This window comes from Stenotrophomonas sp. STEN046 (genome assembly GCF_056759755.1).
The window spans coordinates 1-22419 of the sequence record NZ_JBRRDR010000019.1 but is presented as its reverse complement, the minus strand read 5'-3'; the positions used below and the strand labels follow the sequence as shown (position 1 = coordinate 22419).

The 22419-nt window shown below is 66.1% G+C and carries 24 protein-coding genes; 6 read left to right on the top strand and 18 right to left on the bottom strand.

The genetic code is table 11. The features are described from left to right. Positions 1 to 43 precede the first annotated feature (43 nt). Genes ACVOLJ_RS10950 through surE form a run of 4 tightly spaced genes read right to left on the bottom strand, consistent with a single transcriptional unit; the run spans position 44 to position 2907 of the window. Positions 44 to 841 carry a peptidoglycan DD-metalloendopeptidase family protein gene (locus ACVOLJ_RS10950; RefSeq protein WP_481564116.1) on the bottom strand — a complete coding sequence of 266 codons (798 nt, stop codon included), beginning with the start codon at positions 839 to 841 and terminating at the stop codon, positions 44 to 46. Then, the gene (locus ACVOLJ_RS10945) at positions 820 to 1434 is read right to left on the bottom strand and encodes a YqaA family protein (RefSeq protein WP_475278099.1); all 615 of its coding nucleotides are present in this window, start codon (positions 1432 to 1434) and stop codon (positions 820 to 822) included. Before ACVOLJ_RS10945 ends, ACVOLJ_RS10950 begins: the two co-directional genes overlap by 22 nt. Positions 1435 to 1453: 19 nt before the next feature. Continuing rightward, complete coding sequence (locus ACVOLJ_RS10940) at positions 1454 to 2131, bottom strand: protein-L-isoaspartate(D-aspartate) O-methyltransferase (protein WP_481564115.1); 678 nt, start codon at positions 2129 to 2131, stop codon at positions 1454 to 1456. Then, positions 2128 to 2907 carry a 5'/3'-nucleotidase SurE gene (surE, locus tag ACVOLJ_RS10935; protein ID WP_481564114.1) on the bottom strand — a complete coding sequence of 260 codons (780 nt, stop codon included), beginning with the start codon at positions 2905 to 2907 and terminating at the stop codon, positions 2128 to 2130. Before surE ends, ACVOLJ_RS10940 begins: the two co-directional genes overlap by 4 nt. Before the next feature lie 209 nt (positions 2908 to 3116). On the opposite strand from surE, the gene ACVOLJ_RS10930 reads away from it, so the two are divergent. Then, positions 3117 to 3656: a Smr/MutS family protein gene (locus ACVOLJ_RS10930; RefSeq protein ID WP_475278096.1), complete on the top strand. Its 540-nt coding sequence runs from the start codon at positions 3117 to 3119 to the stop codon at positions 3654 to 3656. 207 nt (positions 3657 to 3863) lie between these two features. Here ACVOLJ_RS10930 and truD read toward each other — a convergent pair whose 3' ends face one another. The 10 genes from truD to ACVOLJ_RS10880 all read right to left on the bottom strand — a co-directional run bounded on the left by truD (position 3864) and on the right by ACVOLJ_RS10880 (position 11762). Continuing rightward, a complete protein-coding gene (gene truD, locus ACVOLJ_RS10925) occupies positions 3864 to 4895 on the bottom strand; it encodes a tRNA pseudouridine(13) synthase TruD (RefSeq protein ID WP_481564113.1) in 1032 nt (343 codons plus the stop codon). Continuing rightward, positions 4892 to 5389 carry a 2-C-methyl-D-erythritol 2,4-cyclodiphosphate synthase gene (gene ispF, locus ACVOLJ_RS10920; protein WP_481564112.1) on the bottom strand — a complete coding sequence of 166 codons (498 nt, stop codon included), beginning with the start codon at positions 5387 to 5389 and terminating at the stop codon, positions 4892 to 4894. The genes truD and ispF overlap by 4 nt, the downstream gene beginning before the upstream one ends. A 34-nt stretch (positions 5390 to 5423) precedes the next feature. Then, entirely contained in the window at positions 5424 to 6122 is a 699-nt protein-coding gene (gene ispD / locus ACVOLJ_RS10915; RefSeq protein ID WP_481564111.1) for a 2-C-methyl-D-erythritol 4-phosphate cytidylyltransferase, read from the bottom strand. Beyond that, positions 6119 to 6469 (bottom strand): cell division protein FtsB, encoded by a 351-nt coding sequence (ftsB, locus tag ACVOLJ_RS10910; RefSeq protein ID WP_475278092.1) that lies wholly within the window; start codon positions 6467 to 6469, stop codon positions 6119 to 6121. The genes ispD and ftsB overlap by 4 nt, the downstream gene beginning before the upstream one ends. Before the next feature lie 4 nt (positions 6470 to 6473). Next, positions 6474 to 7766 carry a phosphopyruvate hydratase gene (eno, locus tag ACVOLJ_RS10905; RefSeq protein WP_475278091.1) on the bottom strand — a complete coding sequence of 431 codons (1293 nt, stop codon included), beginning with the start codon at positions 7764 to 7766 and terminating at the stop codon, positions 6474 to 6476. 96 nt (positions 7767 to 7862) lie between these two features. Beyond that, positions 7863 to 8192 (bottom strand): hypothetical protein, encoded by a 330-nt coding sequence (locus ACVOLJ_RS10900; RefSeq protein WP_481564110.1) that lies wholly within the window; start codon positions 8190 to 8192, stop codon positions 7863 to 7865. A 13-nt stretch (positions 8193 to 8205) separates the two neighbouring features. Further along, complete coding sequence (locus ACVOLJ_RS10895; protein ID WP_481564109.1) at positions 8206 to 8481, bottom strand: hypothetical protein; 276 nt, start codon at positions 8479 to 8481, stop codon at positions 8206 to 8208. A gap of 65 nt (positions 8482 to 8546) precedes the next feature. Further along, complete coding sequence (gene kdsA / locus ACVOLJ_RS10890) at positions 8547 to 9377, bottom strand: 3-deoxy-8-phosphooctulonate synthase (protein WP_265953504.1); 831 nt, start codon at positions 9375 to 9377, stop codon at positions 8547 to 8549. An 88-nt stretch (positions 9378 to 9465) separates the two neighbouring features. Then, a complete protein-coding gene (locus ACVOLJ_RS10885) occupies positions 9466 to 11130 on the bottom strand; it encodes a CTP synthase (RefSeq protein WP_475278088.1) in 1665 nt (554 codons plus the stop codon). 398 nt (positions 11131 to 11528) lie between these two features. Then, the gene (locus tag ACVOLJ_RS10880; RefSeq protein ID WP_475278087.1) at positions 11529 to 11762 is read right to left on the bottom strand and encodes a hypothetical protein; all 234 of its coding nucleotides are present in this window, start codon (positions 11760 to 11762) and stop codon (positions 11529 to 11531) included. 172 nt (positions 11763 to 11934) lie between these two features. Here ACVOLJ_RS10880 and parE point away from each other — a divergent pair, with 172 nt between their 5' ends. The 3 genes from parE (at position 11935) to ACVOLJ_RS10865 (ending at position 16154) form a co-directional block, all read left to right on the top strand. Continuing rightward, positions 11935 to 13824, top strand: a complete 1890-nt coding sequence (gene parE / locus ACVOLJ_RS10875; protein ID WP_475278086.1) for a DNA topoisomerase IV subunit B — start codon at positions 11935 to 11937, stop codon at positions 13822 to 13824. Positions 13825 to 13979: 155 nt separating this feature from the next. After that, entirely contained in the window at positions 13980 to 14558 is a 579-nt protein-coding gene (locus tag ACVOLJ_RS10870; RefSeq protein WP_481564108.1) for a GNAT family N-acetyltransferase, read from the top strand. Between the two features lie 99 nt (positions 14559 to 14657). Then, positions 14658 to 16154, top strand: coding sequence for a S10 family peptidase (locus ACVOLJ_RS10865; RefSeq protein WP_481564107.1), 1497 nt, complete (start codon positions 14658 to 14660; stop codon positions 16152 to 16154). Positions 16155 to 16553: 399 nt separating this feature from the next. On the opposite strand, the gene ACVOLJ_RS10860 is transcribed toward ACVOLJ_RS10865, so the two are convergent. Together ACVOLJ_RS10860 and ACVOLJ_RS10855 are read right to left on the bottom strand one after the other, a co-directional pair. Beyond that, entirely contained in the window at positions 16554 to 17675 is a 1122-nt protein-coding gene (locus ACVOLJ_RS10860; RefSeq protein WP_475278083.1) for an inorganic phosphate transporter, read from the bottom strand. Positions 17676 to 17688: 13 nt separating this feature from the next. After that, positions 17689 to 18315 (bottom strand): DUF47 domain-containing protein, encoded by a 627-nt coding sequence (locus tag ACVOLJ_RS10855; RefSeq protein ID WP_475278082.1) that lies wholly within the window; start codon positions 18313 to 18315, stop codon positions 17689 to 17691. A 292-nt stretch (positions 18316 to 18607) separates the two neighbouring features. On the opposite strand from ACVOLJ_RS10855, the gene ACVOLJ_RS10850 reads away from it, so the two are divergent. Together ACVOLJ_RS10850 and ACVOLJ_RS10845 are read left to right on the top strand one after the other, a co-directional pair. Continuing rightward, positions 18608 to 19912 carry a hemolysin family protein gene (locus tag ACVOLJ_RS10850; RefSeq protein WP_475278081.1) on the top strand — a complete coding sequence of 435 codons (1305 nt, stop codon included), beginning with the start codon at positions 18608 to 18610 and terminating at the stop codon, positions 19910 to 19912. Next, complete coding sequence (locus ACVOLJ_RS10845; RefSeq protein ID WP_475278080.1) at positions 19896 to 20546, top strand: exopolysaccharide biosynthesis protein; 651 nt, start codon at positions 19896 to 19898, stop codon at positions 20544 to 20546. Before ACVOLJ_RS10850 ends, ACVOLJ_RS10845 begins: the two co-directional genes overlap by 17 nt. 85 nt (positions 20547 to 20631) lie before the next feature. Here ACVOLJ_RS10845 and ACVOLJ_RS10840 read toward each other — a convergent pair whose 3' ends face one another. Continuing rightward, positions 20632 to 21129, bottom strand: a complete 498-nt coding sequence (locus ACVOLJ_RS10840; protein WP_475278079.1) for a pyridoxamine 5'-phosphate oxidase family protein — start codon at positions 21127 to 21129, stop codon at positions 20632 to 20634. Between the two features lie 68 nt (positions 21130 to 21197). Next, positions 21198 to 22193 carry an LLM class flavin-dependent oxidoreductase gene (locus ACVOLJ_RS10835; protein ID WP_475278185.1) on the bottom strand — a complete coding sequence of 332 codons (996 nt, stop codon included), beginning with the start codon at positions 22191 to 22193 and terminating at the stop codon, positions 21198 to 21200. Positions 22194 to 22419: the final 226 nt, after the last annotated feature.

Below are 22419 nucleotides of genomic sequence, written 5' to 3'. Positions count from 1 at the left end.
ACGCCGGGCATGGCCCGGCGCTACCGGTGATCCGCCGGGCGGATCACTTCGCCGGCAGGTACTGCTGCGGGTCGACCGGCTTGCCGTTGTAACGGATCTCGAAGTGGACCATGTCGCGGTTCGCACCGGTACGGCCCATCTCGGCGATCTGCTCGCCCGCCTTCACGCTCTGCCCTTCGTTGACCAGGCGCTTGCGGTTGTGGCCGTAAGCCGACAGCCACTGATCGCTGTGCTTGATGATGATCAACTCGCCATAGCCCACCAGGCCGGCACCGGAATACACCACCACGCCATTGGCGGTGGCCCTCACCGGCGCGCCGCTGGTACCGGCGATGTCCACGCCCTGCTTGGTTGCGTCACCAGCCACGTAGCGGCCGACCACCGCACCATCAGCCGGCCAGCGCCAGGCGATATTGCTCTTGACCGGACCCGCCGGGGCGGTGACCGGCGCAGTGCCGCCACCCGTAGTGCTGCCACCGGGGCGCGGGGCGGTTACCACCGTGGTCGGCGCACGTCCGCCGCCCGAACCTGCCGGATACAGGCGGATGACCTGCCCCGGGTAGATGGTGGACGGATTGTCCAGGCTGTTCCAGGCGATCAGATCGGCCGGGGTGATGTCGTGGATGCGGGCCAGCGCATAGATGGTGTCGCCCTTGCGCACGACAACCGTCTGCCCGGGTTTGGGAACCGAGGTCTTGGGCGTGCTTACACTGCCACCACCGCCGGGCCGGACCACGGTGGCAGTGCCACAGGCAGCCAGGGTGGATACCAGCAACGCCAATGCGCCGATGCGCATTCCCTTGCTCAGACGATCTGCACTCATGCGAACTTCGACCTCCATACAAGCCAGGCGATCAGCACCACCACCAACGTGGTGGCGATCCAGCCCAGCGGTTCAATCCATCGGCGCAGCGCAGCTTCAGCGCGCGCACCACCGATACGGATGACCGCGGCCAGCACGAACACGCGCTTGCCGCGGCCAATCAACATGCTCAACAGGTACTGCGGCATCGGCACGCCGACGATACCCGATGCCCACGTGAAGACCTTCATCGGGATCGGCATGAAGCCGCCCAGCACCAGGAAGGTGAACACCGCCCACGGCGATTCGACCATCTTCGCCTGTACGGTAGCGATGCCCTGCTCGATCGCCGGCAGCATGCCAAGCGCCTCGAACACCGGCTTGACCAGTTCGAACGCGTAATGGCCCAACGCATAACCGAGTACCGCGCCCACCATCGAGCCGGCCAGGCTGAGAGTGGCGAACCACCAGCCGCGCTTGGGCTGGGCCACGCACATCGGCGCCAGCATCACTTCCGGCATGACCGGGAAGATGATGGCTTCGAAGAAGCTCAGTACCGTCAGATAGGTTGGCGCGCGTTCGTGCGCGGCCCACTTCATCGCCCGCTCGTACAGCGGCCCGAAAATCTTCATGCAACCCTGCTCCGTGGATTCAATCCAGCATGCCAGACAGCAACGGCACGAACGTGACCGGCGCCAACACGCTTTGTTCGATGCTGCCATCGGCATTGCGGTCGAGCTGCACCAGCGACTGTGCGCCCGGTCCACCGACCGGGGCGACCAGCCGGCCGCCTTCGGCAAGCTGCTCGACCAGGGCATCGACCAGCGCGGGCGCGGCAGCGGTGACCACGATGGCATCGAAGGGGCCATGCTCGGCCCAGCCGACGCGGCCATCGTCATGCTTGGTGCGGATGTTCATGCCAAGCGCTCGGAAACGCTTGCGCGCCTGGCGCAGCAGGTCACCAATGCGCTCGACGGTGTAGACCTCCAGGCCAAGCGCTGCGAGCACGGCAGCCTGGTACCCGGAACCGGTACCGACTTCCAGGACCCTTTTCGGCGCCACCTGCAGCACGGCCTCGGTCATCCGTGCCACCACCCAGGGCTGGGAAATGGTCTGGCCGTGGCCGATCGGCAGTGCGGTGTCTTCGTACGCGCGCGATGCCAGCGCCTCGTCGATGAACAGATGCCGCGGCACCACCCTGATCGCGTTCAGGGTCGACTCGTCGACGATGCCGGCCTCGCGCAAGCGGTCGACCAGGCGGTCGCGCACGCGCTGCGAGGTCATGCCGATGCCAACCGCTTCCGGCTGCAGGCGCAGGCGTGGGCTCATGCCGGCTGGTCCAGCGCGGCGGTAAGGCCACCCACCCAGCTGGCGACCTTCTCCAGCGCCTGGTAGCGGGTCAGGTCGACCTGGATCGGGGTGATCGAAATGTGGCCGGTACGCACCGCATGGAAATCAGTACCGGGGCCGGAGTCCTGCTCACGGCCGGCCGGACCGATCCAGTAGACCTCGTTGCCGCGTGGGTCTTTCTGCGCGATGCAGCCTTCGGCGCGGTGGCGGTTGCCCAAGCGGGTGACTTCGAAGCCCTTGACCTCGCCCCACGGCAGGTCCGGGACGTTGACGTTGAGGATGGTGTCGGCCGGCAACGGATCGGCTTTGAGCCGGGCCACGATCTCCACCGCGGCGCGCGCAGCCGTCTCGAAATGCTTCGGGTCGTGATTGCGGGTGACCAGCGATACAGCCACGGCCGGCAGGCCCAGGAAGCGACCTTCCATCGCCGCCGAAACGGTGCCGGAATAGATCACATCATCCCCGAGGTTGGCGGCGTTGTTGATGCCGGACACGACAATATCCGGCTCGAATTCCAGCAGGCCGGTCAGTGCCAGGTGCACGCAGTCGGTCGGCGTGCCTGCCACCGAGACGGTGTAGTGGTCAATGCGCTTGAGCCGGATCGGCAGATCAAGGGTCAGCGAATTGCTGGCCCCGGAACGATCGCGGTCCGGTGCAACCACGGTGACCACATGCGCCGCCTCGCGCAGCACGGACGCAAGCATCTGGATGCCTGCAGCGTCGACACCATCATCATTGCTGACCAGGATGCGCATCTTCGATTTAACCGCTTGATTTTCCAAGAATTCGATTCCGTCACCTTGCAGCGTGGGCGAAGCCGACCGGCATCCCCCCTGGATCCGGCAACTCCGCAAGTGCGCCGACTATTGTGCCGCAAGCGGGCCGCCGGTCCTACCCTGTCTGCGGTCACGGCTGACATCGGACGGTCATAGGCAGACCTGCACCGGCGGTTTAACCTGTGCGCATGTCGCACCCTGAAGATGAAGACCCGGCCGCACTGTTCCGTGCTGCCATCGGCGAAGTGACGCCGCTGCGCAAGGATGTCGAGCCGGCACCCGCCGCGCCGCGCCCGAAGCCGCGCGCGCGCATGGCCGAGCGCGATGAAGCCGAGGCAGCGGGTGAGTTCGCGCGCCTGCTGCGCGACAGCACGCCACTGGAAGCGGGCGACGTTGCCAGCTATCGCCGCGACAACCTGCCACCGCGCATGTTCCAGCGCCTGAAGCGCGGCCAGTACTCGGTGCAGGACGAACTGGACCTGCACGGCGCCACCGCGGCCCAGGCCGAGGCAATGCTGCGCCAGTTCCTGCTGGAGGCGCACGCACACGAACACGGCTGCGTGCGCATCATCCACGGCAAGGGCCTGCAGGCCGACGGTGGCGCACCGGTGCTGAAAAACGTGGTCGATCGCCTGTTGCGGTTGCGCAACGACGTGCTGGCGTTCCATTCGGCACCGACCGCCCAGGGCGGCACTGGCGCGGTGCTGGTGCTGCTGGCGCGGCGCTGAAACGTCCATCCACGCATGGCGTGGATCTGCCCGGTCTTCATCCACGCATGGCGTGGATCTACTGTCCATCCCCGCATGGTGCGGATCTGCCCGGTCTTCATCCACGCATGGCGTGGATCTACTGCCCGTGTACGCACGGCGTGGATCCGGCGGTTGCCGACGCCACGCTGGATCCGCGCCAAGCGTGGATGCTCCTCCGTCCGGCGATCACGCCTGCGAGGCATCTTCCACCGGGCCGAGTTCGTGGAGCACGGCGGTGGCGTAGCAACCGGGTGGCAGCGCGAACGACAGCTCAAGCACATCGTCGGCCAGCCACTGATGCTGCAGCAATGCAGGACGCAGCCGCAGCGCGCGCCGCTCCTGCTTCAGCCGCGCCTCTTCCAGGCCGACCCGCAACGCTTTGGACTCCTCGTCGTCCAGCGCCGCATATTCCAGTGCGCGTGCGGCGTCGCTGCTGCGCAGCTCACCCTCGCCCCACAACGGCGCGCTGGGATGGATGTCGAAACGGGCCAGACGCTCGGCCAGCACATCGCTGTAGGGCTCCGGGCCGAATACGCTGCGGCTGCCATCCAGCATCCACACTTCGCCATCCAGCGGCTGGTCCCAGCTGCCCTGCTCCACCCGTGCAGCCAGCACGCGGTTGAACAACGCCGAACGCGCAGCCGACAACAGCAGCGAACGCTGATCCTTGCGCATGCGGCGGCCACCGAACATTGCCAGTGCAGCCGGCACGTTGCCGCCATCGCGGCCAAAGCGCTGCTCGCCGAACCAGTTCGGCAGGCCACGCGTGGCGATCTGCTGAAGGCGCTCATCGATCGCGGCAGCATCACCCTGTACCTCGCGCAGCACCAGCTTGAAGCGGTTGCCGGCCAGCGCACCGCGTTGCAGCTTGCGGTTGTGCCAGGTCGCCTCGATCACTTCGATCTCGTCGCTGGCCAGTTCGGCAAGATCCGGGGCGATCCGCTTGGGCAGGTGCACGCTGAAGCGCTGGGTGGTGACGGCATTGCGATCCTTCATGCCAGCGTAGCTGACCGCCATCTCCGGCAGGCCGGCCCATTTGGCCAGTACCTTGGCCACATGCTGGGTGTTGGCGCCGCGCTTGCGGATGTGCAGCAGCAGATGTTCACCTTCACCCGTGGCCTCGAAGGCGGGCAGCTCATCGACCTGGAAGTCCTCCGGGCGGGTGCGGATGCGCGCGCGCAGCAGCGGTTCGCCAAACGCCAGTGGCAACGGGATCATGCGGCCACCAGCAGCACGACGGCCTGCGCGGCGATACCCTCACCCCGGCCGGTGAAGCCGAGCTTCTCGGACGTCGTGGCCTTGACGCTGACTGCATCCAGCGGCAACTGCAGCAGCGCGCCGACGCGCTCGCGCATTGCCAGCGCATGCGGGCCGACCTTGGGCCGTTCGCAGATCACCGTGATGTCGGTGTTGCCGACGCGCCAGCCGCGCGCGCGCAGCAGGCCGTCGCAGTGGCGCACGAACTCGCTGCTGTCCGCATCCTTCCAGCGTTCGTCGCTGGGCGGAAAATGCTGGCCGATGTCACCCAGCGCGATCGCGCCGAGCATGGCATCGCACAGGGCATGCAGGATCACATCGCCGTCGCTGTGCGCGAGCACGCCGCAGCTGTGCGGCACGTGCACGCCGCCGAGCATGATGTGGTCGCCTTCACCGAAGGCATGGACGTCATAGCCCTGGCCGATGCGGACGGGCGGGAACGGAGAGGTGGTCATGGGTGCAACCCTTTGCAGCAGGGCCACGCGGGCATCAGCCAGCGCGGCGGGAGAGTACGAATTCGAAACGGTCGAGGTCGGCCGGGGTGGTGACCTTGAAGTTGTCCTCGCTGCCTTCCACCAGCAGCGGGCGCTGGCCCTGGCGCTCCATGGCCATGGCATCGTCGGTCACCTCGATACCGGCAGCTGCCGCTTCGGACAACGCGCGGATCAGCTGGTGGCGGCGGAACAACTGCGGGGTCAATGCCCGCCACAGGCGCTCGCGCGGCTCGGTGCCATCAATGCCACCATCGTCACCGGCGCGCTTGAGGGTGTCGCGCACGGGTGCGGCGAGAATGGCACCGACAGGATCGGTACGCCCCACTTCCAGCAGGCGGCCAAGATCGGGCAGCGACAGATTCGGCCGCGCCGCATCGTGCACCAGCACGAACTCGTCGGCGCGGACACTGTCAGGCAACGCCTGCAACCCGGCCAGCACCGAGGCGGCACGGGTGGCGCCACCGATGCAGGTCAATACCGGCTTGCCATTCCATTCGCTCCAGCCCGGCCAGTCGGCATCGTCCGCGCCGATCACCACCATCGCCCCGGCCACGGCCGGATGTGCCAGCAGTGCGTCCAGGGTATGGGCGAGCAGGGTCTGCCCGCCCGCCAGCAAGTACTGCTTGGGCAGCGGCGCGCCGAAACGCGTGCCGCGACCGGCGGCCGGGACCACCACCCAGATCGCCGCGCTCATGGCACGTCCGCCGGATGGTCACCGATCTGTGCCGCGACCGGCGCAGGCTGCGCCGGCCGCGACTGCGCATCTTCCACCACGCGGTAGAACTTCTCGCCGGGCTTGATCATGCCCAGTTCGCTGCGCGCACGCTCTTCAATGGCGGACTGGCCTTCCTTGAGGTCCTTCACTTCAGCAGCCAGCGCGTCGTTGCGCTGCTGCAGACCTTCATTGTCACGTTCCTGGTTGGCGACCTGGGCTTCGAGCATCATCACTTCACCCGAATTGCCCGGGCCGAACCAGAAACGGTACTGCAGCCATGCCAGCAGCAGGGCCAGCAGCAACAGCAGCCAGCGCCAGTCGCGCATCGGCTCAGCGCTTCAGCGACACGAACGCGTCACGACCAGCGTAACGCGCGCTGGCGCCGAGGGCTTCCTCGATGCGCAGCAGCTGGTTGTACTTGGCCACGCGATCGCTGCGGCACAGCGAGCCGGTCTTGATCTGGGTCGCGGTGGTGGCAACGGCAATGTCGGCGATGGTGGTGTCTTCGGTTTCACCCGAACGGTGCGAGACCACGGCCGCGTAGCCGGCACGATCGGCCATGGCGATCGCTTCCAGGGTTTCGCTCAGGGTGCCGATCTGGTTGACCTTGATCAGGATCGCGTTGGCGGTGCCCGAATCGATGCCTTCCTGGAAGATCTTCGGATTGGTGACGAACAGATCGTCGCCGACCAGCTGCACCTTCTTGCCGATGCGATCGGTCAGCAGCTTCCAGCCCGCCCAGTCATTCTCGGCCAGGCCATCTTCGATGGTGATGATCGGGTACTGCGCGGCCCAGTCGGCGAGGAAGTCGACGAACTGATCGGAGGTCAGGCGCTTGTTCTCGCCGACCAGGTTGTACTTGCCGTTCTCGAAGAACTCGCTGGAGGCCACGTCCAGGCCGAGCAGCACGTCTTCACCGGCGGTGTAACCGGCCTTGCCGATGGCTTCCAGGATGGTATCCAGTGCTTCGACGTTGCTGCGGAAGTCCGGCGCGAAGCCGCCTTCGTCGCCCACGGCAGTGCTCAGGCCGTGGCCCTTCAGCACCGACTTCAGCGAATGGAAGATCTCGGTACCGGCCCGCAGTGCTTCGGAGAACGAGGTGAAGCCGACCGGCAGCACCATGAATTCCTGGAAGTCGACGTTGTTGTCGGCATGTGCGCCGCCGTTGATGATGTTCATCATCGGCACCGGCAGCGACGGCGTCGCGCCAGTCTTGGCGGCCAGGTACTGCCACAGGGCCTGCTTGCTGGAGGCGGCAGCAGCGTGGGCGGCGGCCATGGAAACACCCAGCAGCGCATTGGCGCCCAGGCGACCCTTGTTCTCGGTGCCGTCCAGATCGATCAGGCGACGGTCCAGGCCGGCCTGGTCGGTCGCCTCGAAGCCCTTCAGTGCGTTGGCGATGGCGCCGTTGACGTTGTCGACCGCCTTGCGCACGCCCTTGCCCAGGTAACGGGTCTTGTCGCCGTCACGCAGCTCCACCGCTTCCTTGGTGCCGGTCGAGGCGCCGGAGGGGACCGCGGCGCGACCGAACGAACCGTCCTCCAGGGTGACTTCGGCTTCCAGCGTGGGGTTGCCACGGCTGTCGAGGATTTCACGGGCATGGATGCTGCGGATCGTACTCATGGTCGGGCCGGTTACCTGTATGGAGAGGGGGCGACAAAAACGAATGCCGCGTGATTATCCCCGGCTACCGGCCACTTGCCAAATGCTTGAGCGGGATCAGCCCAGGCTGGTGCCGATCACGATCAGCAGCAATGACAGCAGCATCACCAGCAGGGCACCGGCGATGGCCGCACACACCTGCCCACGCTGGCGTCGCCAGGCCAGCACCATCGCCACCAGGCTGCCCACGAAAGACAGCGCCAGCACCACCAGCGCACCCAGTATCCAGAACTGCATGGCCCGCATGCCATGGTTGCCGTCGCCGGGCGAACCGAAGCTTGCGGCGAACGCCAGGAGCGCGCCCGCCAGTGCGGCCCAGGCCAGCAGGGACAGCAGCAGGGACAGCGCGCCCCAGGGCCATCGGCGAGGGACAGCCATCGTATTCATCGGAGCAGGTCCCTCAGAGTAGATCGTGCAGCAGGATGCCGACCCACAGCGCCAACAGGACTACCGCCAGTGCGGCGCTCGCCCGCCCCCGGTTCAGCCGCCAGGCCAGCGCGGCAGCAATGAATCCACCACTGATGGCCAGCAGCTCGGCCACCGCCAGGGCGATGACGAAGGGCATCAGGTTGACCACCGGCCCGCCCGCGCTGGCGGGCCGCATTCCGGCGCCGAACAGCATGCCGATGGCAAAAATGCCCGACACGGCCAGGATCGCCAGCGCCAGCGCGATCACGCCCCAGGGCCAGCGGCGCCAGCCATGGCGACGCTGGGAGTCCAGCGCCGCCTGCGAACCAGGCCTCACGCGAAGCGCGAGAAGCCGTGCTTCTTGGTCACCGCGTCGAGCTCCATCAGGGTCTCGAGCAGGGCTTCCATCTGGTCCAGCGGCCATGCATTGGGGCCATCGGACAGCGCCTTGGACGGGTCCGGATGGGTTTCGGCGAACAGGCCGGAAATACCCACCGCCACCGCGGCACGGGCCAGCACCGGCACATGTTCGCGCTGGCCGCCGGAACTGGTGCCCTGCCCGCCCGGCAGCTGCACCGAATGGGTGGCATCGAACACCACCGGGCAACCGGTATCGCGCATCACCGCCAGCGAGCGCATGTCGCTGACCAGGTTGTTGTAACCGAAGCTGGCGCCGCGCTCGCAGACCATGATCTGCTCGTTGCCGGTGGCCTTGGCCTTTTCCACGACCGGCTTCATGTCCCACGGCGCCAGGAACTGGCCCTTCTTGATGTTGACCGGCTTGCCGGCCGCACACACCTTGCGGATGAAATCGGTCTGGCGGACCAGGAACGCCGGGGTCTGCAGCACGTCCACCACCGAGGCTACTTCATCCATCGGGGTGTACTCATGCACGTCGGTCAGCACCGGCACGCCAATCTGCTTCTTCACCTCGGCCAGCACCTTCAGGCCTTCTTCCATGCCCGGGCCACGGAAGGCCGTACCGGAGGTACGGTTGGCCTTGTCGAAGCTGGACTTGAAGATGAAGTTCACGCCGAGCCTGTCGGTCACTTCCTTCAGCTTGCCAGCGGTGTCCAGCTGCAGCTGCATCGACTCGATCACGCAGGGGCCGGCGATCAGGAACAGGGGCTGGTCCAGCCCGACCTCGAATCCACACAGTTTCATGGCGTTTCCTTGTTGTCCGCTGCACCGGCGGGGCCGGTGCGCAGGGGTTGAAGCGTGCAAGATGGGGGCCGGCGGCCCCCATGACAAGTCAGGCGCGGGCTTCCTGCAACAGCTTGCCACCGGCCTTGCGCTCGCGCGCGGCACGGATGAAGCCGATGAACAGCGGGTGGCCATCGCGCGGGGTGGACAGGAATTCCGGGTGCGCCTGGCAGGCCAGGAACCACGGGTGCGCATCGCGCGGCAGCTCGACCACTTCCACCAGGGTGTCATCCATCGACTTGCCGGCAATCACCAGCCCGGCATCTTCCAGCTGGGTGCGATAGCGGTTGTTGAACTCGTAACGGTGGCGATGGCGCTCGGCCACCACGTCCTTGCCGTACAGCTCGCGCGCCAGGGTGCCCGGCTTCAGGCGCTGCTCCTGCAGGCCCAGGCGCATGGTGCCGCCGAGGTCACTCTTGTCGTCGCGCTTCTCGACATCGCCGCTGGCGGTGCGCCACTCGGTGATCAGGCCGATCACCGGGTTCGGCGACTGCCGGTCGTTCTCGGTGCTGTTGGCGCCTTCCAGGCCGACCACGTTGCGCGCGTAGTCGACCACGGCGGCCTGCATGCCGTAGCAGATGCCGAAGTACGGCACCTTCTGCTCACGCGCGTACTGCGAGCTGAGCACTTTGCCTTCAAATCCGCGGTCACCGAAGCCACCCGGCACCAGGATGCCATCGACATCAGCCAGCGCCGACATGTCGCTGCCTTCCAGGTCCTGCGCTTCCAGCCACTTCAGCTTGACCTTGGTGCGCTGGCGCAGGCCACCGTGCTTGAGCGCTTCACCGACCGACTTGTAGGCATCCTGGTGATCGACGTACTTGCCGACCACGGCGATGGTGACCTCGTCCAGCGGGTGCAGGGTCGCATCGACCGCGGCCTCCCACTCGTGCAGGTCGGCCGGACCGGCCTTGTCGCCCAGCTTGAACTGATTGACGACGATGTCGTCCAGGCCCTGCGCGTGCAGGCCGAACGGAATGCGATAGAGCACGTCGACGTCGGGCACGCTGATCACCGCGCGCTCGGAGACGTTGGTGAACTGGGCAATCTTGCGGCGCTCCGAATCGGGCACCGGCTGCTCGGAACGGCATAGCAGCACGTCCGGCTGGATGCCGATCGAGCGCAGCTCCTTCACCGAGTGCTGGGTCGGCTTGGTCTTCAGTTCGCCCGCGGCCGCGATGTACGGCACCAGCGTCAGGTGCATGAACAGCGCCTTTTCCGGGCCGCGCTCGGTGCGCACCTGGCGGATGGCTTCCAGGAACGGCAGCGACTCGATATCGCCAACGGTGCCACCGATCTCCACCAGCGCCACATCGAAGCCCTCGGTGGCCTCATCCATGCAGCGGCGGATTTCGTCGGTGATGTGCGGGATGACCTGCACGGTGGCACCCAGGTAGTCGCCGCGACGCTCCTTGCGGATGACTTCCTCGTAGATGCGGCCGGTGGTGACCGAGTTCTTGCGGCTCAGGCGGGTACGCACGAAGCGTTCGTAGTGGCCCAGGTCGAGATCGGTCTCGGCGCCGTCGTCGGTGACATAGACCTCACCGTGTTGGAACGGGCTCATCGTGCCCGGGTCGACGTTGATGTACGGGTCGAGCTTCATCATCGTGACCTTCAGGCCACGGGCTTCGAGGATCGCGGCCAGTGACGCAGCGGCAATACCTTTACCGAGCGAGGACACCACGCCGCCGGTTACGAAAATCAAGGGAGTCATGGCTGCAAGCATCCTGTCTGGAAATGGAAAACGGCAGCGCCACGCCTGCCCGAGGGGCGGGCGTGGAGCAGAAAGGGGGTTTTCCGGTTCGCTGCGGCAGCGAGGGAGGCGGCGGTCCAGCCGGCGGCAATCGCCTGGCAGGAACCCTCGTGCGAGGTCGGGGCGGCCGTGCCGGTCATTTCGACCGTCACCTGCGACCCGCTTTGCTGGAGGCCACGCATGGCCGTTCCAGCCCATTCGCAAAGGGTGGACACGCACTTACTCCCGGAAAGCCATAGTTTACAGATAGATGGCCGCCAACCCAAGGGGCTTGTGCGACCCATTCAAAAGAAAACGCCCCGCAATGCGGGGCGTTCAGGGGCAGAGCCTTTACGGCAAAGGCGCCTGGAGCAGAAGCATTACTTCTTCTTCCTGGCCTCTTCCTCTTCTTCCTGCTGCGGCACCGGCTGGCCCTTGGCCTTCATTTCAGCGTTGGCCTGGGCACGGCGCTTGGCCTTGGCGTCGGCCTCGGACTGCGCCTTGTCGGCCTGGTCACCCTGCTGCGGGGCCGGCTGGCCGGCGTTCTGCGCCAGCACCAGCGGCACTGCAACGGCGGCAGCGGCCAGGATCGCAATGGTCAGCAACTTCTTCATGGAGTCCTCCTCGCGGTATGGCTTGGACCTGTTGGTCCAACTAGGGGCGCCGGCGTTCAGATTCCAGCGACTGTCATTTTACCCCCTTGCGCCCGCCGAGGCTGAACCGCAGGCGTGCAAAATCACCGGCCAGACCGCACACTTGCGCGTCGCTCCAAGCTTTCGAAGACAGATGAACGCCCGCTATAACGCCGCCGATATTGAAGTCCTGTCCGGCCTTGACCCGGTCAAGCGCCGCCCCGGCATGTATACCGACACCGCACGCCCGAACCACCTGGCGCAGGAAGTGATCGACAACTCGGTGGACGAGGCCCTCGCCGGCCACGCCCGTTCGATCGAGATCACCCTGTTCAAGGACGGCAGCGTGGAGGTCAGCGATGACGGCCGCGGCATGCCGGTGGACATCCATCCGGAAGAGAAGATCCCGGGCGTCGAGCTGATCCTGACCCGCCTGCATGCCGGCGGCAAGTTCAACAACAACAACTACACCTTCTCCGGCGGCCTGCATGGCGTGGGTGTCAGCGTGGTCAACGCGCTGTCGACGCTGGTGGAAATCCACATCAAGCGCGAAGGTGCCGAGCACCGCATCACCTTCCGCAATGGCGACCGCGCCTCGCCGCTGGAAGTGGTCGGCACCGTTGGCAAGAAGAACACCGGCACCCGCCTGCGCTTCTGGCCCGACCCCAAGTATTTCGACACGCCCAAGTTCGCCGTGCGTGCGCTCAAGCACCTGCTGCGTGCCAAGGCGGTGCTGTGCCCGGGCCTGACCGTCAAGCTGACCGACGAGGCCACCGGCGACGTCGACACCTGGTACTACGAAGACGGCCTGCGCGATTACCTGAAGCTGGAGCTGGGTGATCGGGAGTCGCTGCCGGCCGATCTGTTCGTGGGCAACCTGAAGAAGGACACCGAGATCGTCGACTGGGCTGTCGCCTGGCTGCCGGAAGGCGAGCTGGTGCAGGAAAGCTACGTCAACCTGATCCCGACCGCACAGCACGGCACCCATGCCAACGGCCTGCGCACTGGCCTGACCGAAGCGCTGCGCGAATTCTGCGACTTCCGCAATCTGCTGCCGCGCGGCGTCAAGCTGGCCCCGGAAGACGTGTGGGACCGCGTGTCGTTCGTGCTGTCGCTGAAGATGACCGACCCGCAGTTCAGCGGCCAGACCAAGGAACGCCTGTCCTCGCGCCAGGCCGCCGGTTTCGTCGAAGGCGCCGCGCACGATGCGTTCAGCCTGCTGTTGAACCAGAACGTCGAACTGGGCGAGAAGATCGCGCAGATCGCCATCGAGCGCGCCAGTGCCCGCCTGAAGACCGAAAAGCTGGTCGTCCGCAAGAAGGTCACCCAGGGCCCTGCGCTGCCGGGCAAGCTGGCCGATTGCATCAGCCAGGACCTTTCCCGTACCGAGCTGTTCCTGGTGGAGGGTGACTCCGCAGGTGGCAGCGCCAAGCAGGCCCGCGACAAGGATTTCCAGGCGATCCTGCCGCTGCGCGGCAAGATCCTCAACACCTGGGAAGTGTCCTCCAACAGCGTGCTTGCCTCGGAAGAAGTGCACAACCTGGCCGTTGCCATCGGTTGCGACCCGGGCAAGGAAGACATCAGCGGCCTGCGCTATGGCAAGGTGGTGATCCTGGCCGATGCGGACTCCGATGGACTGCATATCGCGACCCTGCTGACCGCCCTGTTCCTCAAGCACTTCCCGGCGCTGGTCGATGCCGGCCACGTGTTCGTGGCGATGCCGCCGCTGTTCCGTATCGATGTGGGCAAGCAGGTGTTCTACGCCCTGGACGAAGAGGAAAAGCGCTCGATGCTGGACAAGATCGAGCGCGAGAAGATCAAGGGCGCCATCAACGTGACCCGCTTCAAGGGCCTGGGCGAAATGAATCCGCCGCAGCTGCGTGAATCCACCATCCATCCCGACACGCGCCGGCTGGTGCAGTTGACCGTGGATGACCGCGAGCAGACCAGCTCGCTGATGGACATGCTGCTGGCCAAGAAGCGTGCGGGTGATCGCAAGGGCTGGCTGGAAAGCAAGGGCGACCTCGCTTCGCTGGAAGCCTGATCCCCGACCGGGGTCGGAGCCGTTGCCCACCGGGAAACGGTTCTGACCTCGTTATCCGGTCGTGCCGGCCGTTTCATGCGCCTGCGGGGCCATTACGCCCCCATCGGCAAACCCTGCGGGTCCATAATGCGCGCTCATCTGCGTGGACGACCGAATTGCCCGCCAACTCGCTGCTGTTTCCCGGCCTGCCGCTGCACAGCGCACGCCTGGTGCTGAGCCCCATTCGCCGCGACGATGCGGCGGCCCTGTTTGCCCTGCAGTCCGACCCGGACGTGATGCAGTGGTGGAATCACCCGGCATGGACGCGCCCTGCCGAGGCACGCGCGCAGATCGATGACGACCTGGCCGCACAGCTCACTGGCGCGCAGCTGAAACTGGCGCTGCGCGAATCCCGGGACGGCCCGCTGCTGGGCATCTGCGTGGTGTTCGCCCTGGATCGCGATGCCGCACGCGCGGAAATCGGCTACCTGCTGGCACCCGGCATGCAGGGGCACGGCTACATGCACGAGGCCCTGCAGCGGCTGCTGGCCTACCTGTTCGACACCCTGCAACTGCACCGCGTAGAGGCGGAGATCGATCCGCGCAACCTTGCCTCCGCGCATGTGCTTGAACGCCTTGGTTTCCTTCGCGAGGGCCTGTTGCGCCAGCGCTGGCGCATCAAGGGCGAACTGGCGGACTCGGCGGTATACGGGCTGCTGAGTGGCGACAGCGCACGCACCGACCGGCCCACTTGACCCGATCAGGCCGCAATGCCGGGCCATGCCTTTGGACACATACGGCGCGCAGCACCCCGTTCTAGCATCGGGGTCCCTTCCCGCTGCCGTACTGGTGCCATGAAGTTCCTGCTGCATTCTGCCGCGCTCTGCGTCGGCCTGCTGGTCGCCCCTGCCTGCGTACTCGCCGCCCCGGGCACAGACGGCAAAGCCGAAACAAAAGAAGAAAAGACCGAAGCCACTCCACTGCCGGCCGATGCATCGGCTCGCCAGAGCATGCGCCTGGCCGGCCGCACCCTGGACTACACCGCCACCGTCGGCACGCTGCCCGTGCGTGATGCCCAGGGCAAGGTGATCGCCGATGTGGTGTTCACCGCCTACACCATGCCGGGCAAGGATCGACCGGTGACCTTCGCCCTCAACGGCGGCCCCGGCGCATCCTCGGTGTACCTCAACCTGGGCGCCATCGGCCCGAAGGTGGTGACCTTCGGTTCGGAAGGCGACAGTGCCTCGGCACCTGCGCGGTTGCACGACAACCCCGGTACCTGGCTGGATTTCACCGACATGGTGTTCATCGACCCGGTCGGGACCGGCTTCAGCCGCGCGCGTATCGGCGACGACGAAGCCAAGAAGGCGCTGTACAACCCCAGTGCCGACATCGAGTACCTCTCGCGCTCGATCTACGACTGGCTGCTGCGCAACCAGCGCATGGCCTCGCGCAAGTACCTGACCGGCGAAAGCTATGGCGGTTACCGCGGCCCGCGCATCACCCATTTCCTGCAGACCCGCCTGGGCGTGGCGATGAACGGCCTGGTGCTGGTGTCACCGTACCTGAGCCCGACCCTGGAAGACAACGCCGATGTCTCGCCGATGGCGTGGATGCAGACGCTGCCCTCGATTGCCGCCGCGCACCTGGAGCGCCAGGGCAAGCTGACCGATGCGGCGATGCGTGAGGTGGTGGAGTACACCCGTGGCGACTACGCAACCGCGCTGATGAAGGGGCGCAGCGATCCGCAGGCGACCGAAGCAATGCTGCGCCGGGTGGCAGAGCTGACCGGACTGGACCCGCAGTTCGTGCGTCGCGCCGGCGGCCGCCTGGAGACCCAGGCCTACCTGCGCGAAGTGTTCCGCGACAAGGGCACGCTGGGCAGCCGCTACGATTCCAACGTGACCGCCTTCGATCCGTTCCCGAACGATCCGGAACAACGCGCCAACGATCCGCTGCTGGACAGCATCATCGCGCCGACCACCACGGCGATGGTGGACTTTGTGACCCGCGAGGTGGGCTGGAAGGTGGATGCACGCTACCAGGCGCTGAACTACGAGGTGAACCGCCTGTGGGACCGCAATGGCGATCTGCGCGAAGGTGCGGTGACCCAGCTGCGCCAGGCGGTGGCGATCGATCCGCACCTGCAGGTGCTGATCGTGCACGGCTGGAATGACCTGTCGTGTCCGTTCATGGGTTCGATCCTGACCGTGGACCAGATGCCGACGATGGGCAGCAATCCGGATCGTGTGCAGGTGCGCAGCTATCCGGGCGGGCACATGTTCTACAGCCGCGCGGACAGCCAGGCGGCGTTCCGGAAGGATGTGCAGGCGTTGTTCCAACGTAATTGAGGGGGCTCGGCCGGGCCTGCGGCCCGGCACCCGCTGACGGCAACTGCCACTGCAACGGCAACGTCAAAAGCCGGGTTTCCGTGGGCTGGCGAGGTGGGGTGGGTATGCAGGACACGCCGTAAACCCATCCATGGGGGCTCGATGGCGCCATCCATGGCGCCAACGGTCCTGCATACCCACCCCACCCCGCCGCTGACAGTGTCCGGGCGCTGTTGGTGGGTGCCGACCGTTGGTCGGCACGGGGCCGGATGCCGTTGCTTGGCAACGGGCCCTGCCCTTGTTTCTGCTCTGGTAGGTGTCGACCTTGGTCGACACGATGGATATGGAAAAACGATCTGCCCATGAAAAAAGCCCGCCGGAATCCGGCGGGCTTTTTGTCTGCTGCGTTGAAGGCCGTACTCAGGCCCAGCCGAACAGCTCGAACAGCTTCAGGATCAGGTACGCACAACCGCCGGCGGCGGGGATGGTCAGGATCCAGGCCCAGACGATGCGCTCGATCACGCCCAGGCGCAGCGAACGCGGGTTCTTGGCAAAGCCCACGCCCATGATCGCGGTGGAGATGCTGTGGGTGGTCGAGACCGGCATGCCGAAGTGGGCGGCCACGGTCAGCACGGTGGCCGAGCTGGTCTCGGCGGCAAAACCGTGGATCGGGTGCAGCTTGACCATCTTGTGACCCAGGGTCTTGATGATCTTCCAGCCGCCCGACGCAGTACCGGCAGCCATCACCACGGCACAGGTCAGCACGATCCACATGGCGATGCCATCACCGGCATGTGCGTCCGGGTGCATGAAGGCCAGCCAGGACGGCAGATCGTTCAATGCGCCGGTCGCCTCGGCGCCGATCAGGGTCATGGCGATGATGCCCATGGTCTTCTGTGCATCGTTGTGGCCATGGGCAAAGCCCATGTAGGCCGCCGAGGCGATCTGGGCCTTGCCGAAGAACGCGTTGACGATGCGCGGGCGGGCCAGGCGGCCGATCACACCCCCGATTTTTGCCAGGCCGGCAATCAGCGCCCACAGCAGCAGCATCACCACGATACCGAGCAGGAAGCCGGCGATCGGCGAGGTGATCATCGGCACGAACACCTTCCACAGCAGGCCCTTGTTCTGCGCCCAGCTGCCCAGCCGTTCCGACCAGATCAGCGCGTCCCAGTTGTTGTGGGCCGCCGCCAGGCCGGCGCCGCAAAGGCCACCGATCAGTGCGTGCGAGGAGGAGGACGGCAGGCCCTTCCACCAGGTGATCAGGTTCCAGATGATGCCGCCCAGCAGCGCGCACAGGATCACCTGCGGGGTCACATCGACCACGTTGGTGTTGAGCAGGCCCGAGGCGATGGTCAGTGCGACTGCGGTACCGGTCAGGGCACCGAGCAGGTTCATGAAGGCGGCAAGCATCACCGCCCAACCGGGCGACAGCACTTTGGTTGCCACCACGGTAGCGATGGAGTTGGCGGTGTCGTGGAAGCCGTTGATGAACTCGAAGACGAGTGCGGCAAGGATCACCACCAGGACGAGGGTGAGCATCGGTACCGGTCCGTCAGCTGTTTTTCAGAACGATCTGGTACGCCACCACACCGGCTTCGCGGCAGCGGTCGATGGCTTTTTCCAGGATCTCGAAGAATTCCTTGAGCAGGAACATCTGCAGGTTGTCCAGGCGACCGGAGTAGATGTCGCGGTACAACTCCAGCATCAGGCGATCCGCCTCGTTCTCCAGCGAACGCAGGCGCTCGTTGAGCGCGGTCATCCGGTCCAGATTCATGTGGCGCAGGTCGGCCACCATTTCCACCACCACGCTGGCGGCCTGCTCCAGCATCGCCGCGCGCGGCGCGAAGTCGATGTGCTCCAGGTGGGTCGTGGCCAGCGAATAGCGATCGGCGAACTTCTCGATCTGCTTGGGAATCTTGTACAGCGCCGAGCCCAGCGCTTCGATGTCTTCGCGCTCGATCGGGGTCATGAAGCTGTCCACCAGCGCCTGGCTGATCTTGTCCGAGGCGGCGCGTTCGCGCAGGCGGGCAAGCTTGAAGGCGTCCAGCGCCGGCTGGCGATCGGCATCGCGCAGCATCGAATGCAGTGCCTTGGCGGCATCGGAGGCCGCGACGGCAGCCTCATCAAGCAGGGTGTAGAACTGTTTGCCGGAACCGAAAATGGTCTGCAGAGAGAACATTGAGAAACCTGTCAGCCGTCGCGGGAAGGACGGCACCAGGACGAATTATGACGGCTAGATGACCATCACGGGTATCCCCACGCCGTTTCGGGGGCTGCAACCGCCAAAACTGAACAGGCAGTTGCCACCGTGCCACGCCCCTTTGCTAAGATGCCAGCGCGCCCCCGGGCGCACCCTATGGACGACGACCCTTATCCCCCAGCGCCGCGCCGGACCCCGTTCCTGAGCGCCAGCCGCCATCGCAAGCACCCGCCCTCCCTGCCACCAACCGGGGACGATGCCCGTGTTTGAAATGATCCTGATTGTCTTCGCGCTGGTTCTGCTGAACGGCTTCTTCGCCATGTCCGAGATGTCGGTCATGACCTCGCGCAAGAGCCGCCTGAAGCAGCTGGCCGGGACGTCCAAGCGCGCCGCCAAGGCGCTTGAGCTGTCGGAGAAGCCCGAAGCCTTCCTGTCGACCGTGCAGATCGGCATCACGGTGATCGGCGTGCTGACCGGCTTCCTTGGCGGTGAAGCACTTGGCGAAGCCATCGGCGGCTGGATCCAGGGCCTGATGCCCGGCTTCGCCTACGCCGGCGGCCTGGGCAAGGCGCTGGCGGTGACGTTCATCACCTTCGTCACGCTGATCTTCGGCGAACTGGTGCCCAAGCGTCTGGCCCTGACCCGTTCGGAGGATATTGCCGGCCTGGTCGCGCTGCCCATGAGCTGGCTGGCCACCTTGGCCTTCCCCTTCGTCTGGCTGCTGTCCAAGACCACCCAGCTGGTGCTGCGCCTGTTCGGCCTGGGCAAGGACGAGGTGGCTTCGGTCACCGAAGAGGAAATCCGCATGCTGGTGGCCGAGAGCCACGAGGCCGGCGTGATCGACAGCCACGAGCGCGACATGATGAACCGGGTCATGCGCCTGGGCGACCGCACCGCCGACAGCCTGATGACCCCGCGCAACCGGATCGCCTGGCTGGACACCCTGGGCGGTCTGGACAAGAACCTGGAGATCATGGCCGAGCACGAGTTCTCGCGGTACCCGGTGTACCGCGACAACGACATGGACGTGGTCGGCGTACTGGAACTGAAGTCGCTGGCCACGCGCATGGCGCGCGGTGACAACGCGCTGTTCCAGACGCTGCGCGAGCCGCTGTACGTCTCCGAATCCACGCACGCGATGAAGCTGCTGGAGATTTTCCGCGAAGAACAGCAGTCGATGGCGCTGGTGGTGGACGAGTACGGCGAGATCCAGGGCCTGGTGACCATCAGCGATCTGATGGGTGCGGTGGTTGGCCGCCTGCAGGCCACCGAAAATGCCGACGAAGACGCGCTGGTGGTGACCCGCGAAGACGGTTCGCTGCTGGTCGACGGTTCGTTGCCGATCGAAGACCTGCGCGAGCTGATCGGCACCAACGACCTGCCCGACGCCGAGGAAGGCGATTACTACACGCTGGCGGGCATGTGCATCCACTTCTTCGGGCGCATCCCGCATGCCGGTGAATACTTCGACTGGGCCGGCTGGCGCTTCGAGGTGGTCGACCTGGACGGGGCGCGTGTGGACAAGCTGCTGCTGCGCACGCTGTCCGACGAGCAGGCCGATGAGCTCACCGCCTGAGTCCGGAACCGGCGCGGCGCCGGAGTATCGCAACGAGGGCATCCGCACCCTGCTGGCGATGTTCGCCTTCGGTGACCCCGCCCAGCACATGAAGCTGGGACAGATCCTGCAGGATCTGCAGCAGAGCGCCTTCGGCGTGTTCCTGTTCGTGGCGATCCTGCCGGCATTCATTCCGATACCCGGCCTGGGCGGAGCGGTCAGCGGCCCACTGGTGATCCTGATCGGGCTGCAGATGCTGTTCTGCATGCGCCGGCCCTGGCTGCCCGGTTTCATTGCCCGCCGCGGCCCCCGGCGCGGCACCATGCACCGCTTCCTGGACCGCATCGATGGCGCGCTGCGCCGCCTCGACCGCATGCTGAAGCCGCGCATGCCACAGCTGCTGACACCCGCGCCGGCACACGCCTTCAGTGGCCTGCTGCTGGTGCTGCTGGGCCTGCTGCTGTCGCTGCCCATTCCCTTCACCAACTACCTGTTCGGCTTCCAGCTGCTGTTGTTCGCATTGGCGCTGCTGGAGCGCGATGGCGCACTGATGCTGTTCAACTGGATTGCCGCGCTGGTGGCAATCGCCTTCTTCGGCTTCAGTTCCGGGCAATTGGTGGGCTATACGGTGGACCTGTTCCAGCGCTGGTTCTGAGCGCCTGCCGCTGCGCTCGCCGGGCGGGGCGCTACCCCTGAGCCCCGCCCGGTAGCGCCGGGCCATGCCCGGCGGGTTACCGCAATCAACGCAGATCGATGAAACCGTTGTCGCCCAACGGTGCCGGCTCGTCCTGCACCGCCGACAACACGAAACTCAGCGCCGAGCCCAGCAAGGTGCCGGGACCGTCCCAGTACTCGGCAGTCTCGGCACGCACATGGATCAGGCGCAGGTTGGGATCGTCTGGGCCGCCGGGGAAGAACAGCTTCATTGCCGGTGACCACAGCTCCTCGACCTTGGAGCGGTCATCGACGATATCGGCCACCCCGGCCACCGACACATAGGTATTTTTCGATGGCGAGGCATAGGCCACGTTGACCCGCGGGTCGAGCGCGATCTCGGCCACTTTCGGACTATCGGCTGCGGTGGCGAACCACAGGTCACCATCGAAGGCGACCTGCTGGGTGCCCAGTGGACGGCTGTACAGACGGCCGTCGACGCCGGTGGTGGTGAACATCGCCACCTCGACATCCTTGATCAGCTCAGCCAATCGAGCGATGTGCTCTGCACGGGGATCGGTCATGTGGGGACTCCAGAGTGGGGAGCCCCCATCAGACGCCAGCCGGCTGCTATGGGCCGTGATGCAATTGTTCAGCCCGCGTGGCGGGCGTGCCAGGCCTGCATGGTCAGTTCAAACGAACGCAGGCGCGCGCGGTGGTCGTACAGGTTGGCGGTGAGCAACAGCTCGTCCGGCGCGTGGCGATCGACAAAGGCGGCAATGCCCTCGGCCACCTGCTGCGGATCACCCAGCACGGTACAGGCCAGCGCCCGTTCCACGCCCAGCTTTTCATGCGGCTCCCAGAACGCTTCAATATCGTCGATCGGCGCGGGAATCTTGCCCGGCCGCCCCCTGCGCAGGTTGACGAAGCTCTGCTGCTGGGTGGTGAACAGCCGCCGTGACTCGGCCTCGCTGTCACTGGCCACCACGTTCAGCGCCAGCATTGCGTGCGGTTGCTTGAGCGTGGCCGAGGGCCGGAATTCGCGGCGGTACACCGCCAGTGCTTCGTCCATGGCATCGGGCGCAAAGTGCGAGGCGAACGCATAGGGCAGGCCCATCGACGCGGCCATGCGTGCACCAAACAGGCTGGAACCGAGAATCCAGGTCGGCACGCGCAAGCCACCGCCGGGCACCGCCTGCACGGCCTGGCCCGGCTGCACCGGCTCGAAGTAGTGCAGCAGTTCACGCACGTCCTGCGGGAACTGGTCGGCACTGTCGAAGTAGCGCCGCAGCGCGCGGGCGGTCGGCTGATCGGTACCGGGCGCGCGTCCCAGCCCAAGATCGATGCGATCCGGGTACAGCGATGCCAGGGTGCCGAACTGCTCGGCGACCTGCAGCGGCGCATGGTTGGGCAGCATGATGCCGCCGGCGCCGACGCGGATGCGCTGGGTGCCACCGGCCACATGGCCGATCAGCACAGCGGTGGCCGCGCTGGCGATGCCGGGCATGTTGTGGTGCTCGGCCAGCCAGTAGCGGCGGTAGCCCAGCGCATCGGCGTGCTGGGCCAGTTCGAGCATGTTGGCGAAGGCGGCAGTGGTATCGCTGCCCTCGCAGACCGGGGCGAGGTCGAGAATCGACAACGGGATCATCAGGCGGGTTTCCATCACAAGATGCTGTGTGGATGGGGCCGCATGGGGCCAAGGCCAGTGCCGGTGGCGGGATGCTGATTCCTGTGGGACGGATTCAGGGCCTGCTTGGCATGGCCCGGGGGCCACGGCGTGTACGCAACGCCGCCGCACTGGCACCGTCTTCCAGCAACCGCGCCTGTACCTGCAGGCTGCCACCGGCCAGCACCTGCGCCTGGCTGGCCTGCAC

What these genes read in the sequence shown, in the direction of transcription:
- ACVOLJ_RS10950 (WP_481564116.1), bottom strand. Translation starts at nt 841, where the DNA reads ATGGAGGTCGAAGTTCGCATGAGTGCAGATCGTCTGAGCAAGGGAATG.
- ACVOLJ_RS10945 (WP_475278099.1), bottom strand. Translation starts at nt 1,434, where the DNA reads ATGAAGATTTTCGGGCCGCTGTACGAGCGGGCGATGAAGTGGGCCGCG.
- ACVOLJ_RS10940 (WP_481564115.1), bottom strand. Translation starts at nt 2,131, where the DNA reads ATGAGCCCACGCCTGCGCCTGCAGCCGGAAGCGGTTGGCATCGGCATG.
- surE (WP_481564114.1), bottom strand. Translation starts at nt 2,907, where the DNA reads ATGCGCATCCTGGTCAGCAATGATGATGGTGTCGACGCTGCAGGCATC.
- ACVOLJ_RS10930 (WP_475278096.1), top strand. Translation starts at nt 3,117, where the DNA reads ATGTCGCACCCTGAAGATGAAGACCCGGCCGCACTGTTCCGTGCTGCC.
- truD (WP_481564113.1), bottom strand. Translation starts at nt 4,895, where the DNA reads ATGATCCCGTTGCCACTGGCGTTTGGCGAACCGCTGCTGCGCGCGCGC.
- ispF (WP_481564112.1), bottom strand. Translation starts at nt 5,389, where the DNA reads ATGACCACCTCTCCGTTCCCGCCCGTCCGCATCGGCCAGGGCTATGAC.
- ispD (WP_481564111.1), bottom strand. Translation starts at nt 6,122, where the DNA reads ATGAGCGCGGCGATCTGGGTGGTGGTCCCGGCCGCCGGTCGCGGCACG.
- ftsB (WP_475278092.1), bottom strand. Translation starts at nt 6,469, where the DNA reads ATGCGCGACTGGCGCTGGCTGCTGTTGCTGCTGGCCCTGCTGCTGGCA.
- eno (WP_475278091.1), bottom strand. Translation starts at nt 7,766, where the DNA reads ATGAGTACGATCCGCAGCATCCATGCCCGTGAAATCCTCGACAGCCGT.
- ACVOLJ_RS10900 (WP_481564110.1), bottom strand. Translation starts at nt 8,192, where the DNA reads ATGAATACGATGGCTGTCCCTCGCCGATGGCCCTGGGGCGCGCTGTCC.
- kdsA (WP_265953504.1), bottom strand. Translation starts at nt 9,377, where the DNA reads ATGAAACTGTGTGGATTCGAGGTCGGGCTGGACCAGCCCCTGTTCCTG.
- ACVOLJ_RS10885 (WP_475278088.1), bottom strand. Translation starts at nt 11,130, where the DNA reads ATGACTCCCTTGATTTTCGTAACCGGCGGCGTGGTGTCCTCGCTCGGT.
- ACVOLJ_RS10880 (WP_475278087.1), bottom strand. Translation starts at nt 11,762, where the DNA reads ATGAAGAAGTTGCTGACCATTGCGATCCTGGCCGCTGCCGCCGTTGCA.
- parE (WP_475278086.1), top strand. Translation starts at nt 11,935, where the DNA reads ATGAACGCCCGCTATAACGCCGCCGATATTGAAGTCCTGTCCGGCCTT.
- ACVOLJ_RS10865 (WP_481564107.1), top strand. Translation starts at nt 14,658, where the DNA reads ATGAAGTTCCTGCTGCATTCTGCCGCGCTCTGCGTCGGCCTGCTGGTC.
- ACVOLJ_RS10860 (WP_475278083.1), bottom strand. Translation starts at nt 17,675, where the DNA reads ATGCTCACCCTCGTCCTGGTGGTGATCCTTGCCGCACTCGTCTTCGAG.
- ACVOLJ_RS10855 (WP_475278082.1), bottom strand. Translation starts at nt 18,315, where the DNA reads ATGTTCTCTCTGCAGACCATTTTCGGTTCCGGCAAACAGTTCTACACC.
- ACVOLJ_RS10850 (WP_475278081.1), top strand. Translation starts at nt 18,608, where the DNA reads ATGATCCTGATTGTCTTCGCGCTGGTTCTGCTGAACGGCTTCTTCGCC.
- ACVOLJ_RS10845 (WP_475278080.1), top strand. Translation starts at nt 19,896, where the DNA reads ATGAGCTCACCGCCTGAGTCCGGAACCGGCGCGGCGCCGGAGTATCGC.
- ACVOLJ_RS10840 (WP_475278079.1), bottom strand. Translation starts at nt 21,129, where the DNA reads ATGACCGATCCCCGTGCAGAGCACATCGCTCGATTGGCTGAGCTGATC.
- ACVOLJ_RS10835 (WP_475278185.1), bottom strand. Translation starts at nt 22,193, where the DNA reads ATGATCCCGTTGTCGATTCTCGACCTCGCCCCGGTCTGCGAGGGCAGC.